We start from the raw sequence: 17301 nt of genomic DNA, 5'->3' as shown, positions 1-17301 counted from the left end.
CCGATGCACATGGCCTGGCGCTCATCCAGCCCGGCGGGCAACGGCACCAGCCAGTCCCCCTTGACCCGCGCCTGTTCGGCCATGCCGCCCCAGTACCCTTCGCCCACGCCCCAACCGGTCAGCACCACCTTGTCGCCGGGCTGATAGCGGCTGTCGGCAGATTCGAGCACGGTACCGGCGAAGTCGATGCCGGGCACCAGCGGCCACTGGCGCACTATCTTGCCTTTGCCGGTGATGGCCAGCCCGTCCTTGTAGTTGATGGAGCTGTAAGCGACCGCTACCCGCACTTCACCTTCCGGCAACTGGCTCTCGGCCAGCCGGGTCAGAGTCGGTACAGTCTTGCCGTCTTGGTTTTCCAGTAACAGAGCCTTGAACATGGTTGCCTCTTTGATGACGTGTGAAACGGGGATCAGCTGCTTTGACGCTTTTGCAGTTGAAAATCGAGAGCCAGTGCGGTGCTCATCATGGGTTCAGTCGTTCTCCAGCGCAGTGAGGCAGTGCGAGAGGGTACGCGCCAGCGCTCCCTGATTGCGCAGCACCACGGCGCGGGCCTGCTCCCCCATCTCGCGGCGGGTGTTGCCGTCGGCAAACAGCTGGCTCACCTGCTCGCCCAGCTCGGCGGCATCGGCCACGATGGCAGCGCCCCCCTGAGCCACCAGCTGGCGGGTGATGTCGCTGAAGTTGAAGTAGGCAGGGCCGGTCAGGCAGGGCTTGCCGAGCGCTGCCGGTTCCAGCAGGTTGTGACCGCCCACCTTGACCAGACTGCCACCGACGAAGGCCACATCAGCCGCCGCCAGCATCAGCGGCAACTCGCCCATGGTATCGCCGAGATAGACCTTATCCTCGGCACTCACCGCAGCACCATCAGTGCGCCGCACGCAGCCATAAGGGGCGCACAGCTCGGCCACCCGATCGAACCGCTCGGGGTGGCGCGGCACCAGAATGAGCAGCGCAGCGGGATGGCGTTTGAGCAGCAGATCGAAGGCGGCCAGCACCTGCTCGTCCTCACCCAGATGGGTGCTGGCGGCGATCCAGACCGGCCGATCTGTCCCCAGCTGCTGGCGCAGGGCGCGACCTTTGGCCTGCACCTCGTCACCAAACTGGATATCGAACTTGATGGAGCCGGTCACCGCCAGCCGCGAACGCTCGATGCCGAGGCGGGCGAAGCGGTCGGCGTCATCCTGATGCTGGCAGAGCAGATGGGTCAGCGGCCGGCTCAGGGCATCGAAGGCGCCGTGGAAGCGGGCATAACGCTGGCAGGAACGCTCGGAGAGGCGGGCGTTGATGATGGTCACCGGCAGGTGGCGCGCCTCGCAGGCGGCCAGCCAGTTCGGCCACAGCTCGGTCTCCATCACCCAGAGCGCGCGCGGCTTGAAGGTGTCGAGAAAGGCGGCAATGGCCCAGGGGTAGTCGAGCGGCGCGTAGCGATGGATCACCAGATCCCCCAGCTTGGCAGCCTGATCGGCGCCGGTGCGGGTGGTGGTAGTGAGCAGGATCGGCAGATCGGGCCGCTCCGCCTTGAGGGCGCGAATGAGCGGCGTGATGGCCAGCGTCTCCCCCACGCTCACCGCATGGATCCAGAGCGGCGCCTCCTGTCCGGTGGCGGGCAGCCGCCCGAGATGCTCGGCCCAGCGCTTGCCAAAGCCGGGCTTGCCTTTCTTCGGCTTGTAGAGGGCCAGCAGCGCCAGCGGCAATCCCAGATGGATCAACAGGTTGTAGAGCAGACGGTAGGGCATCTTACTGACTCTGCTCCAGCTTCTTGCAGGCATCGACCACCTGCTCCGGCGCCAGGTCGATCAGGCACTTGAGATGGCCGAACTTGCAGGTGCGCTTGAAGCAGGGGCGACACTCGATGTCGGTGTGAACGATCTCGACCCGATCCGCCAGCGGCGGGGTGTAGAGCGGCGAGGTGGAGCCATAGACGCCCACCAGCGGCCGGTTGAGGGCGGCGGCGATGTGCATCAGGCCGGAGTCGTTGGAGATGACCCGGCTGGCCAGCGCCATCAGATCGATCGCCTCGTGCAGGCTGGTCTTGCCCGCCAGCACGTGGCAGTTGGGGCGAGTCAGCAGGTTGACCCGATCCCGGATGGTATTGGCTACCGGCACATCCTTGTTGGAGCCGAAGATCCACACCTGCCATCCTTCGTCCAGATGCTGCTGGGCCACCACGGCGTAGTGTCCCTCCGGCCAGCGCTTGGCCGGGCCAAACTCGGCACCGGGACAGAGCACCAGCACCGGGCGGGCGCGATCCAAACCCAGCCGCTCCAGCGCCTTGCTCTGGTTGATCAGATCGACGTGGAGCGCCGGGTGCGGAATGGTCGGGATATCGGCCCGGCTCTTCATCTGCGCCTTGGGATAGGCGAGCGCCAGATAGCCCTCCACCATCAGCGGAAAAGCAGACTTGTTGCTGCGCAGGTCGTTGAGCAGACCGTAGCGGCTCTCGCCCTTCCAGCCGGTACGGACCGGAATGCGGGCAAACCAGGGGATCAGCGCCGATTTCATGGAGTTGGGCTGGACGATGGCCTGATCGTACTTCTCGGCGGCCAGCTGCTTGCCGAGGCGGCGGCGCGCCACCAGTTTGAAGTCACCGTGGCCAAGGGGCATGGTGATCGCCTTGTCCACCTCCGGCATCCGCTCCAGCAGGGCACAGCACCAGGCGGGGGCCATCACGTGCAGCTCGCTCTCGGGATGGTTGGCCTTGATCGCCTTGTAGAGACTCTGGGACATCACCATGTCGCCGACCCAGGAGGGGCCGATCACCAATATTTTCATTACGCGTCTTCTCTCGGGTCTGGCCCGGCGGTTAATCATCACTGGGCGAGATTATGCCCCAAGAATGACTGGATAAATAACAGAAGATCCTTACCTACCCGCCCTGACAGGGGAGACCAGCCGCCACCCGGGTCATGCCCCGGCCACGCTTTTAGGCTAGAATGGGCGCCAATTCGAGCATGTCCCGCCAGACGGGCAACAACCGAGAGCCCCATTTCGTGAAAAAACCGACTCTGGCTGCCGTTCTGATCGTCAAGAATGAAGCCGACAACCTGCGCAAGTGCCTCGCCTCCCTCGACGGACTGGTGGACGAGATCGTCATTCTGGACTCAGGCAGTCAGGACGAGACCCCGGCCATTGCCGCCGAGTTTGGGGCACGTTTCTTCGTCAACGCCAAGTGGCCCGGCTTTGGCAAACAGCGCCGGCTGGCCCAGTCCCATGTGCAATCCGACTGGGTGCTGTGGCTGGATGCCGACGAGCGGCTCACCCCCGAGCTGAAAACCGCCATCGCCAACGTGATGGCCAATCCGGCCAGCGACACCATCTACTCGCTGCCGCGCCTCTCCTGGGTCTTTGGCCGCTTTATCCGCCATAGCGGCTGGTATCCGGATCGGGTGCTGCGCCTCTATCCCAAGGCACTCACCAGCTACAACGAAGCGCTGGTGCACGAGAAGGTGGAGGTGCGCGCCAACATGAAGATCGTCAACCTCTACGGCGACCTGCACCACTTTACCTATCGGGATCTGGAGCACTATCTGGTCAAATCGGCCGGTTATGCCCGCGCCTGGGCCGATCAGCGCACCGCTCGCGGCAAGAAGGGCTCCCTCAGTCAGGGGCTGATGCATGCCGTCGGCTGCTTCATCAAGATGTACCTGCTCAAGGCGGGCTTCCTCGATGGCAAGCAGGGGTTGCTGCTGGCGATCCTCTCCGCCCACTCCACCTTCGTCAAATACGCCGACCTCTGGGTGCGCCAGCAACCGCAGCAGCCGGAATAGCGCCGTACCCCACCGCAAGTTCGTCAATTCGCCCCTTGTTCCAGCGGAACAAGGGGCGAATTGCATGGCGGCAGATCGGGCAGAGCCCTTGCAGGGCGCGCAATGGCCATGACGGAGGGCGACAGGGGTTAGCTCGATCGCTATAAGCTGAATTTATGGGTTTTGCTTAAATGACCCAACTCCAGCTTATACCGGCAGGAACCGTGTCAGAGGGGCGTAAAAGGGCTGTCGGGAGCAATGTCCGATCTGCAGCACTGTCAGCTGCGATCATCACCATACAAAGCAGGGCCCCGCGGGGCCCTGTCTGCATTGCTGCATAGGTTATTTGCGCCAGAAGGGCGCCGCCCAGCGGGCCATCTCCGGCACCATGGCCTTGGGATCGAGCTGGCTCATATCCTCCGGGTGGTCGCTGTCCTCGGGCGGGCTGAAGGCGAGGTGACGCCCCTCGCTGTTGAGGGGCTTCCAGCGTAGCGGGGTGGCGGAGCGGCGCATCGGGAAGAAGCCGATGGTCGGCACGTCGAGCGCCCCGGCGATATGGAGCGGGCCGGTACTGCCGGCGATAAACAGGGCGGCGTTGGCCAGCACCTGACAGAACATCGGCAGACCGTCGCTGGAACGGTAGATCCAGCCATTGCCGCCGTGGGCCAGCAGCTCGGCCGCCAGCTGTTCGGCCATCTTCTCCTCACCCGGACCTGCGGTCAGCACACACTGCAGCTCGGGGCAGGCCTGATTGAGCTTGATGATGATGCGGGCGTACTGCTCGATGGAGAGGTTGTTGGCAGACCCACCGCTACCGGCATGCACCATCAGCCAGGGGCGGCTGGCATCGAGCTTGAGCTTGGCCGCCAGCTGTTCGCGCACCTGTAGCAGGGTCTCGTCATCGAACTGCAGGAAGGGGGTCTTGGGCTCCACCACGGCCACCTGTTGATCGGCCAGGAAGCGGCGGATCAGCTCCAGGTTGTACTCGGACTCCGGCTTCTGGGAACGGGAGCGGCGTTGCACCAGTCGCTGGTTGTAGAGCACCTGCGCCAGCTTGGTCGCCGGGGCCAGCCGATAAGGGATGTGTGCCTTCCACACCAGCATGGCGTTGCGGGAGTTGGAGAAGAGGCAGATGGACGCGTCGAACGCCGCCGCCTTGATCCGCGCCAGCAGCGCTCGCTGTTGCTCCTTGTCGGCCCGCACGCCCGGATCGATGATCACCTCGTCAATCCAGGGGCAGAGCCGGGCCAGCGGCGCCGTGTAGGCCGGAACCAGGGCAGTCACATGACACTCCATGGAGCCTTTGAGCATGGCGAAGCTAGGCCACGCCAGCATGAAGTCACCAATCTTGTCATTGCGAACGACCAGAATACGTTTCATAAAAAATCCCTTTGCTCCCTGTCACCAATGCAAGGAGGCTTGATGCGCGATGGCGTATTCTTGCCTGATGCACTGCTATTCTCAAGCGACGACCTTATAATGCGACCAAATTTCCAGGTTGCAGGACCACAAAGATGACTACCAGGGTAATTTATCCCGGGACATTTGATCCCGTTACCAATGGCCACGCCGATCTGATCGGCCGCGCCGCCAAGCTGTTTGACGAGGTGGTGGTCGGGGTCGCCAACAGCCCGAGCAAGCGCCCGCTGTTCGATCTGGCAGAACGTGTCCAGCTTGTCCAGCAAGTGACCAGCACGCTTCCCAACGTCAAGGTGGTGGGCTTCTCCGGCCTGCTGGTCGATTTCGCCAAAGAGCATCAGGCCAACGTGCTGATCCGCGGCCTGCGCGCCGTCTCCGACTTCGAGTACGAGTTCCAGCTGGCCAACATGAACCGCCGCCTGATGCCCACGCTTGAGAGCGTCTTCCTCACCCCGGCGGAGGAGAACTCCTTTATCTCCTCCACCCTGGTGAAAGAGGTGGCGCTGCACGGTGGCGACATTCGTCAGTTTGTCGATCCCGTGGTGGCCCAGGCCATCGCAGCCAAACAGAAAGGGTGATCCCCTTCCACACTCGCCATTCCCAACGGCAACTACGAACAAGGGCTACCCGCGGGTAGCCCTTGTTGTATCTGTCTCGCTATGGAGACGTCAGCCTGCTTGCCGGTTACTGACGGGCAAACCGCTCATTCATCTCCTGCACCAGCAGATCGAGCCACTCGTAGCGGCGCCGATACATGGCCCGCTTCTTGGAAGCGATCTCCTCCAGCGGCTTGCGCGGCTGGGCTTGCAGGGCGACGAAGTTGGCATCCACATCCCGGGCGTCGAACTCCTGCCACAGCTCGTCATAATCGGCCTGCAAATTGGCTTTCTGCTCGCTGCTGTAGCGCTTGGCCTGAAACACGTGGGCCCGCTTGCGCACCGCCAGCACCTCCGCCGCCCCCATGCTCTGCGCCAGTTGCAGCACCAGCTGCACCAGCAGGGATTTGGGCCGCAGGCCGTGCCCCTCTTTGGTCAGCTCGCGCACCCGATCCTGAGCATTGTCAACCGCAGGCTCCGGCCCCTGCATGGAGCCGATCATCAGAATCAAACGATCCACACTGCCCGCCAGCGAAAAGGCACAACTATAGAGGCGCTGCCCCTCTCCGTTGACGATAGAGAGGGCCAGCTCGGCCTCGCGGCGGAAGGTGCCATCGTGGCGCAGCAGAATGCGGCAGCCGCTCTGGGGATAGTGCCCCAGCGCGATCCCCTCGCCCAGATAGAGCGAGTCGATCAGCTGCGGGTAGCACTCCAGCAGCAACCGATAGTGATTTTCCAGCATCTCGGCCCGTTGACGGGCGCTGGCACAGGCGAAGCGATAGGGACGCATCGGCTTGTCGAGCAACTCGGGATAGACCGCTGGCAGCGCCTTGAGCGAGTCGCACTGAAACAGGCTGAAGACCCGGCTCAGCGACTTGCGGTAGAGCAGGCTGCGCAGCACAAACTTGCCGCGATTGAAGGTTTTCCGGTCACATCCCTCGGGGTAGAGGAAGCGGGCCATGGATTTTGCGCAATAGCGCTCCTGCCGGGATAAATATTCCCAGTCTATTGATTTAACTGTCATTTTTATATTCTCAAACCGCCTGAACGGTCGGGATACTAGTGACAGCTGTGCAAATCTTCAACAGAGTGGAAATACACTGTTACAACTTCCCCCGGATCGGGGCAAAAAGTGCGCTCAGCGCTGGCAATGACTGCAAAAAACCGTGGTGCGCTGGCCCATTCTTGTCTCGGTCAGCAGGGTATGACAGTGGAAACAGGGCTGACCGCCACGGCCATAAACCTGCAACTGCTGCACGAAATAGCCCGGCTTGCCATCGGCACTGGTGAAATCCTTCAGAGTAGTGCCGCCCTGGCGAATCGCCTCGGCCAACACCCGCTTGATCTCGGCCACCAGGGTTCCCAGCCGCTCGGCACTGATATTGCCCGCCGCCCGTTTGGGATGAATGCCGGCAGCATAGAGCGCCTCGTTTGCGTAGATGTTGCCCACCCCGACCACCACCTGATTGTCCATCAGGAACTGTTTGATGGCGGTGCTGCGTCCCTTGGCGCGCTCACGCAGGTAATCAGCACTGAAGGCATCGGTGAGCGGCTCGGGCCCCAGCTTGGCGAGCAGCGCATGGGCTTCGGCCGGTTCGCGAGTCCAGAGCAGGGCGCCGAAGCGGCGCGGATCGTTGAGCCGCAGCAGTTTGCCATTCTCCAGCTCGATATCCACGTGGTCGTGCTTCTCGACCGGGGTGCCGATATCCAGCACCCGCAGGCTGCCGGACATCCCCAGATGAAGGATGGCGGTGCCGAAATCGGTCTCCAGCAGCAGGTATTTGGCACGGCGACGCACCCGATGGATGGTGAGATCCACCAGCTCCTGAATTTCACCGGGGATCGGCCAGCGCAGGCGGCCATCCCGCACCACTACACGCGTCACCTTGATACCGGTGAGCCAGGGGGAGATCCCCTGACGACTGACTTCAACTTCTGGCAATTCGGGCATTGGCACCTCGCAAGGAAAAGGAACTCAGGGAGCAGGACGCAGCAGATCGCGATACTGCTCGGCAGTGAGGGCGAGCCAGAGACCGGAGGGCAGCTGAGCGCCATATTGGCCGCTGTTCTGATAGAGGCCGATCTCGACCGGATCGCTCTGGCCGGCAATCCACACCTTGATGGCCACCGGGGTGCCGCGCACCACCTCGCCGGGGGGCAGCAACCAGCTCTGCCAGCGCGCCAGACGGGCATCCAGCTGAGCCGTGTCGAGCCCCAGATCCGGCACGCTGCGCCAGCCCTGACCGATCCGCTCAATCTGCCAGCTCGGCCCCTGCCAAGTGAGCACTACGGACGCATCCGGCAACAAGGGGCGAGCCCGCTTGGCGCTGTTCTCCTGCTGGGCAGTCTCCATACGATGCAACAGGGTGATCACGATCAGCACCACCACAATGATCACGTTATTCCAGCCTTTGCGGCTCAATTTGAACATGGCAAGCCTCCCTTTGGACCGGCAGTGTACTGAATTCGGCGCATAAAAAAACCCGGCACGAAGCCGGGTTTTTGGGAATGCAGCATCAAGTAATTACTTGATTTTGCCTTCCTTGTAGATCACATGCTGACGAACAACGGGATCAAACTTTTTGATCTCCATTTTTTCGGGCATGGTGCGCTTGTTTTTGGTAGTGGTATAGAAGTGACCAGTACCGGCGCTGGAGTTCAGGCGAATTTTCTCGCGAATACCTTTAGCCATGATCTAATTCCTTATACCTTAACACCGCTGGCGCGCAGTTCAGCCAGAACCACTTCAACGCCACGCTTGTCGATGATACGCATGCCTTTTGCGGATACGCGCAGGCTTACGAAGCGTTTTTCACTCTCAACCCAGAAACGGTGAGTGTGCAGGTTCGGCAGGAAACGACGCTTGGTGGCGTTGTTAGCGTGCGAACGGTTGTTACCAACTGCCGGGCGCTTGCCGGTTACTTGGCATACTCTAGACATGTCAGTCTCTCCAAATCTTACTTCATTGCTCGAGCAAATATCTGCCCCGCTGGCCTTCGATTGCGGGGCAAACAGAAGGCGGCATTTTATACAGCATCCGTGATCAAAGATCAACTAATACGGTGCCAGAGCACAGTTATAGCCAACCGCGCTCGGCAAAAGAAACCGTGATGCCATCACCGATCACCAAGTGATCCAGCACTCTGATATCGATCAGGGCCAAAGCGGCCGTGATCCGATCCGTGATCTGGCGGTCGGCCCTACTGGGCTCGGCGACGCCGGACGGGTGATTATGCGCCAGAATCACCGCGGCTGCATTATGTTTGAGCGCGATCTGCACGATTTCTCTTGGCCAGACGCTTGCCGAATCGATGGTGCCGAAAAAAAGCTCAACAAATTGAATGACTCTGTGCTGATTATCGAGCAACAGCAGGGCAAACACTTCCCTCGGTCGATCCCGCAGCTGAGCCTGCAGATAGTCCCGGGTCAACTGGGGCGAGGTGAGCGCATCGCCCCGTTGCAACTGCTCGGCCAGATGGCGTCTGGCCATCTCCAGCACCGCCTGCAACTGGGCATATTTGGCCGGGCCAAGGCCGTGCGCCTCGCAGAATGCCCGTTGATCCGCCCCCAGCAAACTGCGTAAAGAGCCGAATTGATTCAATAGATTACGTGAAAGATCCACTGCACTCAGGCCATTGACGCCGGTGCGCAAAAAGATGGCGAGCAGTTCGGCATCGGAAAGCGCCGCAGGCCCCTGACGCAGCAGCTTCTCTCTGGGGCGTTCATCTTCTGGCCACTCTTTGATGCTCATTTGTCTCTCCCTCATCCCTGTTGAGAAAAAACATAGCAAAAAATTGCGCGCGCCCGACCACACCCCTTGATGCCAACCCCTGTCGTCATCCATTGCCTGTGGTATCTTAGCCGACCAGTCAGAATGAGCCGGATAGAGAAACAGCAGATGAGATTGGCCGATAAACGCATCCTGTTGGGTGTCAGTGGCGGGATCGCCGCCTACAAGAGTGCCGAGCTGGTACGCCGCCTGAAAGATCAGGGCGCCGAAGTGCGGGTGGTGATGACCCGCTCCGCCAAGGAGTTCATCACCCCGCTGACCCTGCAGGCGGTCTCCGGTCATCCGGTGGCCTACAGCCTGCTGGACCCCTCTGCCGAGGCGGGCATGGGCCATATCGAGCTGGCCAAGTGGGCCGATCTGGTGCTGATCGCCCCCGCCAGCGCCAACCTGATGGCGCGGATGGCCGCCGGCATGGCCGACGAACTGCTGACCACCCTCTGTCTGGCCACTCCGGCGCCCATCGCGCTGGCACCAGCAATGAACCAGCAGATGTATCTCAACGCCGCGACCCAGGCCAACCTCAAGACCCTGGCCAGCCGCGGCATTCTGCTGTGGGGACCGGATGCCGGCAGCCAGGCCTGTGGCGATGTGGGCCCGGGCCGGATGCTGGATCCCCTCGAACTGGTGGATCGCTGCTGCCAGCAGCTGGCCGCCGAGCCCTTGCTGGCAGGCGTCAAGCTGCTGCTCACCGCAGGTCCAACCCGCGAGGCACTGGATCCGGTGCGCTACATCAGCAACCACAGCTCCGGCAAGATGGGCTTTGCCATCGCCCGCGCCGCCCGCGAAGCAGGCGCAGAGGTTACGCTGGTGAGCGGCCCGGTGACGCTGGCTACGCCTGCTGGCGTGACCCGTGTCGATGTGGAGAGCGCGGAGCAGATGCATCAGGCGGTGATGAGCCGGGTGGGCGAGTGCGACCTCTTCATCGGTTGCGCGGCCGTGGCCGACTACCGTCCTGAGCAGGTAGCCAGCCAGAAGATCAAGAAGACCGGCGACAACGACCAGATGGTGGTGAAGCTGGTGAAAAACCCCGACATCATCGCGGCCGTCGGTGCCCTTTCAGACAAACCCTTCACCGTCGGATTTGCCGCCGAAACCGTGGATGTGGAACAATACGCCCTCGACAAGTTGCAGCGTAAGCGGCTGGACATGATCGCCGCCAACGATGTGTCCCGCGAGGGGCAAGGCTTCAACGCCGATGACAACGCCCTGATCGTGTTCTGGCAAGGGGGCCAGGCCCCGCTGCCGCTGGCCGACAAGCTGACGCTGGCCCGTCACCTGATCGCCCTGATTGCACGCCACTACCGGCACTGAGCGTCCCGAAAGAACAAGACTCACGGCGCCCCGCCTGCCAAGAGGGGCGCCAATACAAGATCCAACTGAAAAAGCGATTCATGACTACACAAATTGAACTGAAGATTCTGGATGCCCGTATCGGTACCGAGTTCCCGCTGCCCGCCTACGCCACACCGGGCTCTGCCGGTATGGATCTGCGTGCCCTGCTGGATGCGCCGCTGACTCTGGCTCCGGGTGATACCACCCTGGTGCCGACCGGTCTGGCCATTCACATCCAGGATCCGGGTCTGTGTGCCACCATCCTTCCCCGCTCCGGCCTCGGCCATAAGCACGGCATCGTGCTGGGCAACCTAGTCGGTCTGATCGATTCCGATTACCAGGGTCAGCTGATGGTTTCGGTCTGGAACCGCGGCAAAGATGAGTTCACCATGCAACCCGGCGAGCGCATCGCCCAGCTGGTGATCATGCCGGTAGTTCAGGCCAGCTTCCAACTGGTCGATGAGTTCAATCAGAGCGAACGGGGTGAAGGCGGTTTTGGTTCTTCTGGTCGCCAATAACAGACCACACCAGCCTGATGTGGCGGTGCCTAATAACAGAATCAAGCCATTGTTTTTTTAGGGGAATCCATGGCAAGCAGTAATCAGAAACAGAGTCGGCGCGATCAGATCCTGCAAGCGCTCGCCCATATGCTGGAAACCAGTCCGGGTCAGCGCATAACCACGGCCCGTCTGGCGGCCGAGGTCGGCGTCTCTGAAGCAGCCCTCTATCGACATTTTCCCAGCAAGGCGCGAATGTTCGAGGGGCTGATCGACTTTATCGAGGATTCCCTGCTGTCACGGGTCAATCTGATCATGGCGGAAGAGAAGGACACCATGGCGCGCTGCCACCACATCCTGCAGCTGCTGCTGGTGTTCGCCGAGCGCAATCCCGGCATCACCCGCATCCTCAACGGCGACGCCCTGCTGGGTGAGCACGACCGGCTGCGGGATCGCATCAGCATCCTGTTTGACAAGCTGGAGACCCAGATCAAGCAGGTACTGCGCGAGAAGCGGCTGCGCGAAGGTCAGGGCTTCCAGCTCGACGAGACCATGCTGGCCAATCTGCTGCTGGCCTACACCGAAGGCCGCATCAGCCAGTTCGTGCGTTCCGAGTTCAAGCTCAAGCCGACCGCCGGTTTCGAAGATCAGTGGCAATTTATCCGCAGCCAACTACTGCAGAGCTGATGGTTTTTTCGCATCATTCAGCAAAAAGAGGGGAGGCTTTGGCCTCCCTTCTTTTTTGTGTCAGGTTTTTATGGCAGAAAAGAAGTACCAGATGCGACCCGTACTGTCGCGCTGCGGTGTTAGATTTATCCACCATGAACCTTTTAGAACCTGACAGGACATCCTATGGAACCCGAAATCATTACCGAAGCGCAGACTTGGCTGGTCAATAACCAAGGCCTGCTGATCGAATATGGCGTCAATATCGCCGCCGCCCTGCTGACCCTGCTGGTCGGCTATATCGCCGCCAACCTCATCAGCGGTGGCGTGGTCAAGGTGATGCAGGCCCGCAAGCTGGACATCACCGTCACTCACTTCGTCGGCAGCATTCTCAAATACGCCATTCTGGTGTTCGTGGTAATCGCCGCGCTGGGCCGGGTCGGCGTGCAGACCGCCTCCTTCGTCGCCATTATCGGTGCCGCCGGTCTGGCCATCGGTCTGGCGCTGCAAGGCTCGCTCTCCAACTTCGCTGCCGGCTTCCTGCTGATCATCTTCCGCCCCATCAAGGCGGGCGAGTTTATCGAAGTAGCGGGAACCAACGGTGTCGTGCAGTCCGTTCAGCTCTTTACCACCACCCTCACCTCCGTAGACAACAAAATGGTGGTAGTACCGAACTCCGCCATCCTCAACGGCACCATCGTCAACTACTCGCGCATGGATACCCGCCGCGTCGATATGACCTTTGGCATCGGCTACGGCTCTGACCTGCGCAAGGCCAAGCAGATCCTCGAGCGTCTGGTGAGCGAAGAGCAGCGCATCCTCAAAGATCCGGCAGCCACCATCGCCGTTGCCGCGCTGGCCGACTCCTCGGTCAATATCGTGGTGCGCCCGTGGGTCAAGACCGGCGACTACTGGGGTGTCTGGTTCGACTTCCACGAGAAGGTGAAACTCACCTTTGATGCCGAAGGCATCGAGATCCCCTTCCCGCAGATGGTGATGCACATGCAAAAACCGCAGGCGTGATCGCGGTTCTGCTGCAACAGACAATGCCAGCCTTCGGGCTGGCATTGTCGTTTCTGGCCCCAGCCCATGGCAATGTCGATGCATAACCACGCCAACCGGATGAAAACAATTTCAGGCCATCGGGGTGGCCCCAATCATGAGCAAGCGCAAGATCCGCCTTGCTTTCGTGACACATAATCCCAATGTTCTGGTTGTATGCTCCCGACAGTGACCCATTGCGGTAAAAGACAATCGGTAAAAATCTGTTACACGAGCCGCCCGATCGGCTCGCTATAATGCTCGGATAATAAGGTTTGGCGGGACCTTGCCTGCAAGGTTCAAACACAACTTGGCATTTCAGGAATCCTATGAAAAATATCAATCCAACCCAAACCCAGGCCTGGCAGGCACTGGAAGCCCACTTTGCAGCAAACAAAGAGACTCGACTCAAGGATCTGTTCGCGCAAGACCCGAAGCGCTTTGACAAGTTTTCCCTTACCTTCGGCGGCGATATCCTGGTTGATTACTCGAAGAACCTGATCACCGAAGAAACCCTCAAGTTGCTGATTGATCTGGCCAAAGAGACCGATCTTCGCAGCGCGATCGATGCCATGTTCAATGGCGACAAGATCAACATGACCGAAGGTCGCTCCGTACTGCACGTGGCCCTGCGCAACCGCTCCGATCGCCCCATCGAGTGCGACGGCAAGGACGTGATGCCGGAAGTGAACGCCGTACTGGCCAAGATGAAGGGCTTCTGCGAGAAGATCATCTCCGGCGAGTGGAAAGGCTACACCGGCAAGGCGATCCAGCACGTGGTCAACATCGGTATCGGTGGCTCTGATCTGGGCCCGGTGATGATTACCGAGGCACTGCGCCCTTACAAAAACCACCTGCAGATGCACTTCGTCTCCAACGTCGATGGCACCCACATCGCTGAGACCCTGAAGAAGATCGATCCGGAAACCACCCTGTTCCTGGTTGCCTCCAAGACCTTCACCACTCAGGAGACCATGACCAACGCCCTGACCGCCCGCGACTGGTTCATCAACATCGCCGGTGACAAGGCCCACGTTGCCAAGCACTTCGCTGCGCTCTCCACCAACGGCAAGGCCGTGGCCGAGTTCGGTATCGACACCAACAACATGTTCGAGTTCTGGGACTGGGTTGGCGGCCGCTACTCCTCCTGGTCTGCCATCGGCATGCCCATCGCCCTGTCTGTCGGTTTCGAGAACTTCGAAGCCCTGCTGCAAGGCGCCTTCGAAATGGATATGCACTTCGCCACTGCCTCCTATGAGCAGAACGTGCCAGTGCTGCTGGCGCTGATCGGTCTGTGGTACAACAACTTCTACGGTGCCGAGTCCGAAGCCATTCTGCCGTACGATCAGTACATGCACCGCTTCCCTGCCTACTTCCAGCAGGGCAACATGGAATCCAACGGCAAGTACGTGGATCGCAACGGCAAGCCGGTTGACTACCAGACTGGCCCCATCATCTGGGGTGAGCCGGGCACCAACGGCCAGCACGCCTTCTACCAGCTGATCCATCAAGGCACCAAGCTGATCCCCTGTGACTTCCTGGCGCCAGCCATCAGCCACAACCCGATCGGTGACCACCATCCAAAACTGCTGGCCAACTTCTTCGCCCAGACCGAGGCACTGGCCTTCGGCAAGAGCAAGGAAGATGTTGAAGCCGAGTTCCTGGCTGCAGGCAAAACCCTGGAGCAGGTCAAGGATCTGGTACCGTTCAAGGTGTTCGAAGGCAACCGCCCGACCAACTCCATCCTGTTCAAGAGCCTGACCCCGAAAACCCTGGGTGCCCTGATCGCCATGTACGAGCACAAGATCTTCGTACAGGGCGCAATCTGGAACATCTTCTCCTTCGACCAGTGGGGCGTGGAGCTGGGCAAACAGCTGGCCAACAAGATCCTGCCTGAGCTGGGCAACAACGAGGCTGTCACCAGCCACGACTGCTCCACCAACGGTCTGATCAACACCTGGAAAGCGTGGAAAGCCTGATTTATCCAGCCTTTCTGAATGCAAAAGCCCCGCTCGATGAGCGGGGCTTTTTTATGACTGTCAGGCTGGTTTTTCTGGCTGACCGGTCGGGTGTCCAGTCCGACCGGCGACGGGGATCGTCATCCCCGCCCCTTCATCATCCAGCCCGATGCTGGCTTAACCGCCAACGGCGATGCGTTTCATGTCTTTCATGTAGCCACGCAGTACCTGGCCGATTTTCTCGATCGGGTGGTTGCGGGTCGCTTCGTTGGCCGCCAGCAGCGCCAGGTTATCCACGCTCTGCCCTTCCGCCTTGCTGGCACCCAGATCGCCCGCTTTCAGGGTCGGCATGAAGTGCTCACGCAGCAACGGCACAGCAGCGTTGGCAAACAGGTAGTTGCCGTACTCGGCGGTATCGGAGATGACCACGTTCATCTCGTACAGGCGCTTGCGGGCAACGGTGTTGGCGATCAGCGGCAGCTCGTGCAGGGATTCGTAGTAGGCGGACTCCTCGTAGATACCGGAAGCCACCATGGTCTCGAACGCCAGCTCGACACCCGCCTTGACCATGGCCACCATCACCACGCCATTGTCGAAGTACTCCTGCTCGGCAATCTTGCCTGCGAACGCCGGGGCGTTTTCGAAGGCAGACTTGCCGGTCTCTTCGCGCCAGCCGAACAGCTTGGCATCGTCTTCGGCCCAGTCGGCCATCATGCCGCGGGAGAACTCACCGGCGATGATGTCGTCCATGTGCTTCTCGAACAGCGGGCGCATCAGGGTCTTGAGCTGCTCGGAGAGCTCGAAGGCGCGCAGCTTGGCCGGATTGGAGAGGCGATCCATCATCAGGCTGATGCCACCCTGTTTCAGGGCTTCGGTGATGGTCTCCCAGCCGAACTGGATCAGCTTGCCGGCGTAGGCCGGGTCTGTGCCTTCGGCAACCAGCTTGTCGTAGCAGAGCAGGGAACCGGCCTGCAGCATGCCGCAGAGGATGGTCTGCTCGCCCATCAGGTCGGATTTCACTTCCGCCACGAAGGAGGACTCCAGCACGCCGGCACGGTCGCCGCCGGTGGCAGAGGCCCACGCCTTGGCGATGGCCATGCCTTCACCCTTGGGATCGTTCTCCGGGTGAACGGCGATCAGGGTCGGCACGCCGAAACCGCGCTTGTACTCTTCACGCACTTCGGTACCCGGGCACTTGGGCGCCACCATCACGACGGTGATGTCGGAACGGATCTGCTGACCCTCTTCCACCACGTTGAAGCCGTGGGAGTAGCCCAGCGCGGCGCCCTGCTTCATCAGAGGCATCACGGTTTTCACGACGTCGGAGTGCTGCTTGTCCGGGGTCAGGTTCAGCACCAGATCGGCACTCGGGATCAGTTCTTCATAGGTGCCGACCGCGAAGCCGTTGTCGGTAGCCTTCTGCCAGGAGGCGCGCTTCTCGGTGATGGCGGCCTTGCGCAGGGCGTAGGAGATATCCAGCCCGGAGTCACGCATGTTCAGACCCTGGTTCAGACCCTGGGCACCACAGCCCACAATCACCACCTTCTTGCCCTTCAGCACGTTGCAGCCGTCCGCGAACTCTTCGCGCTGCATGAAACGACACTTGCCCAGTTGGGCCAACTGCTGACGCAGGTTCAAGGTGTTGAAATAGTTAGCCATGGTGATTGCTCCGTTCGATTGATTCCATGCCGGATAGCGGCGTTGTCTGAACCACTATAGCGCGGGACACTTATTGCCTGAACTGATATATTCGAAACAGTACGTTGCAATAACTGAAACGATCACCCTTCATAATTGCCTGCTGAATGTACCGCGAGATGGCAGAAACAAGCCGCCAACCGCTGGATATCGGGCACACCAGCCGCGCTAGGAGCTGAAAGATGGACCTTCGCAATCTCGAGCTGTTTCTCCACCTCGCCGACTCCCTTCATTTCGGCAAAAGCGCCGATGCCATGGCGGTCAGCCCTTCCACCCTGAGTCGCGCCATCCAGCGGCTGGAGCAGGAGACCGGCTGCATCCTGTTCGAGCGGGACAACCGCTCGGTACGGCTCACCCCCGCCGGCGAGAAGCTGCGCGAATTCGGCGGCGGCCTGTTGCAGGAGTGGCGCCAGCTCAAACAGGAGCTCAAACGCAGCGACGAGCCGCTGCAAGGTCGTCTGCGGGTCTTCTGCTCGGTCACCGCCAGCTACTTTCTGCTGCCCGAGGTGCTGGAGCGCTTTCGCCGCCGCTACCCCCAGCTGGAGATCAAGCTGGAGA

Annotated in this window: 19 protein-coding genes; 8 read left to right on the top strand and 11 right to left on the bottom strand. The window is 60.8% G+C overall.

Annotated elements, in window-relative coordinates:
• The 3 genes from DBR30_RS22015 to waaF form a co-directional block, all read right to left on the bottom strand.
• A partial coding sequence (locus DBR30_RS22015; protein ID WP_258224386.1) for an alcohol dehydrogenase catalytic domain-containing protein occupies positions 1-377 on the bottom strand: 377 nt, incomplete at its 3' end.
• A 93-nt stretch (positions 378-470) separates the two neighbouring features.
• Positions 471-1736 carry a lipid IV(A) 3-deoxy-D-manno-octulosonic acid transferase gene (waaA, locus tag DBR30_RS10155; RefSeq protein ID WP_108588331.1) on the bottom strand — a complete coding sequence of 422 codons (1266 nt, stop codon included), beginning with the start codon at positions 1734-1736 and terminating at the stop codon, positions 471-473.
• Position 1737: 1 nt separating this feature from the next.
• The gene (gene waaF / locus DBR30_RS10150; protein ID WP_106844577.1) at positions 1738-2772 is read right to left on the bottom strand and encodes a lipopolysaccharide heptosyltransferase II; all 1035 of its coding nucleotides are present in this window, start codon (positions 2770-2772) and stop codon (positions 1738-1740) included.
• Between the two features lie 218 nt (positions 2773-2990).
• Here waaF and DBR30_RS10145 point away from each other — a divergent pair, with 218 nt between their 5' ends.
• Positions 2991-3767, top strand: coding sequence for a glycosyltransferase family 2 protein (locus tag DBR30_RS10145; protein WP_031227896.1), 777 nt, complete (start codon positions 2991-2993; stop codon positions 3765-3767).
• Positions 3768-4088: 321 nt separating this feature from the next.
• On the opposite strand, the gene DBR30_RS10140 is transcribed toward DBR30_RS10145, so the two are convergent.
• On the bottom strand, positions 4089-5126 hold the full coding sequence (locus DBR30_RS10140; RefSeq protein ID WP_108542170.1) for a glycosyltransferase family 9 protein: 1038 nt from the start codon (positions 5124-5126) through the stop codon (positions 4089-4091).
• A gap of 134 nt (positions 5127-5260) precedes the next feature.
• Here DBR30_RS10140 and coaD point away from each other — a divergent pair, with 134 nt between their 5' ends.
• On the top strand, positions 5261-5743 hold the full coding sequence (coaD, locus tag DBR30_RS10135) for a pantetheine-phosphate adenylyltransferase (RefSeq protein WP_021231538.1): 483 nt from the start codon (positions 5261-5263) through the stop codon (positions 5741-5743).
• Positions 5744-5849: 106 nt separating this feature from the next.
• Here the strand turns inward: coaD and DBR30_RS10130 are convergent, their stop codons facing one another.
• From DBR30_RS10130 to radC, 6 genes are all read right to left on the bottom strand, one after another.
• Positions 5850-6785 carry a VirK/YbjX family protein gene (locus tag DBR30_RS10130; protein ID WP_108542171.1) on the bottom strand — a complete coding sequence of 312 codons (936 nt, stop codon included), beginning with the start codon at positions 6783-6785 and terminating at the stop codon, positions 5850-5852.
• A 114-nt stretch (positions 6786-6899) separates the two neighbouring features.
• Positions 6900-7712 (bottom strand): bifunctional DNA-formamidopyrimidine glycosylase/DNA-(apurinic or apyrimidinic site) lyase, encoded by an 813-nt coding sequence (mutM, locus tag DBR30_RS10125; RefSeq protein ID WP_108542172.1) that lies wholly within the window; start codon positions 7710-7712, stop codon positions 6900-6902.
• 24 nt (positions 7713-7736) lie between these two features.
• Positions 7737-8192 carry a hypothetical protein gene (locus DBR30_RS10120; protein ID WP_108542173.1) on the bottom strand — a complete coding sequence of 152 codons (456 nt, stop codon included), beginning with the start codon at positions 8190-8192 and terminating at the stop codon, positions 7737-7739.
• A gap of 93 nt (positions 8193-8285) precedes the next feature.
• The gene (rpmG, locus tag DBR30_RS10115) at positions 8286-8453 is read right to left on the bottom strand and encodes a 50S ribosomal protein L33 (RefSeq protein WP_005307500.1); all 168 of its coding nucleotides are present in this window, start codon (positions 8451-8453) and stop codon (positions 8286-8288) included.
• Between the two features lie 11 nt (positions 8454-8464).
• Positions 8465-8701, bottom strand: a complete 237-nt coding sequence (rpmB, locus tag DBR30_RS10110) for a 50S ribosomal protein L28 (protein ID WP_005307492.1) — start codon at positions 8699-8701, stop codon at positions 8465-8467.
• Between the two features lie 136 nt (positions 8702-8837).
• Positions 8838-9512, bottom strand: coding sequence for a RadC family protein (radC, locus tag DBR30_RS10105; protein ID WP_005339502.1), 675 nt, complete (start codon positions 9510-9512; stop codon positions 8838-8840).
• A 147-nt stretch (positions 9513-9659) separates the two neighbouring features.
• Here radC and coaBC point away from each other — a divergent pair, with 147 nt between their 5' ends.
• The 5 genes from coaBC (at position 9660) to pgi (ending at position 15066) form a co-directional block, all read left to right on the top strand.
• Positions 9660-10862: a bifunctional phosphopantothenoylcysteine decarboxylase/phosphopantothenate--cysteine ligase CoaBC gene (coaBC, locus tag DBR30_RS10100; RefSeq protein WP_108542174.1), complete on the top strand. Its 1203-nt coding sequence runs from the start codon at positions 9660-9662 to the stop codon at positions 10860-10862.
• Positions 10863-10942: 80 nt separating this feature from the next.
• Entirely contained in the window at positions 10943-11401 is a 459-nt protein-coding gene (gene dut, locus DBR30_RS10095) for a dUTP diphosphatase (protein ID WP_005355985.1), read from the top strand.
• Positions 11402-11470: 69 nt separating this feature from the next.
• On the top strand, positions 11471-12067 hold the full coding sequence (slmA, locus tag DBR30_RS10090; protein ID WP_005339495.1) for a nucleoid occlusion factor SlmA: 597 nt from the start codon (positions 11471-11473) through the stop codon (positions 12065-12067).
• Positions 12068-12232: 165 nt separating this feature from the next.
• Complete coding sequence (locus DBR30_RS10085; RefSeq protein ID WP_108542175.1) at positions 12233-13069, top strand: mechanosensitive ion channel domain-containing protein; 837 nt, start codon at positions 12233-12235, stop codon at positions 13067-13069.
• Between the two features lie 347 nt (positions 13070-13416).
• A complete protein-coding gene (gene pgi / locus DBR30_RS10080) occupies positions 13417-15066 on the top strand; it encodes a glucose-6-phosphate isomerase (protein WP_108542176.1) in 1650 nt (549 codons plus the stop codon).
• A 156-nt stretch (positions 15067-15222) separates the two neighbouring features.
• On the opposite strand, the gene ilvC is transcribed toward pgi, so the two are convergent.
• Positions 15223-16704, bottom strand: coding sequence for a ketol-acid reductoisomerase (ilvC, locus tag DBR30_RS10075; RefSeq protein WP_108542177.1), 1482 nt, complete (start codon positions 16702-16704; stop codon positions 15223-15225).
• A gap of 221 nt (positions 16705-16925) precedes the next feature.
• Between ilvC and DBR30_RS22010 the strand changes: the two genes are divergently transcribed.
• Positions 16926-17301 (top strand): LysR family transcriptional regulator (locus DBR30_RS22010; protein WP_258224383.1); only part of this gene is annotated, 376 nt, incomplete at its 3' end.

Source organism: Aeromonas sp. HMWF017, from assembly GCF_003061465.1.
GTDB classification, from domain to species: domain Bacteria; phylum Pseudomonadota; class Gammaproteobacteria; order Enterobacterales; family Aeromonadaceae; genus Aeromonas; species Aeromonas veronii.
This window is presented reverse-complemented; position numbering and strand designations above follow the sequence as displayed.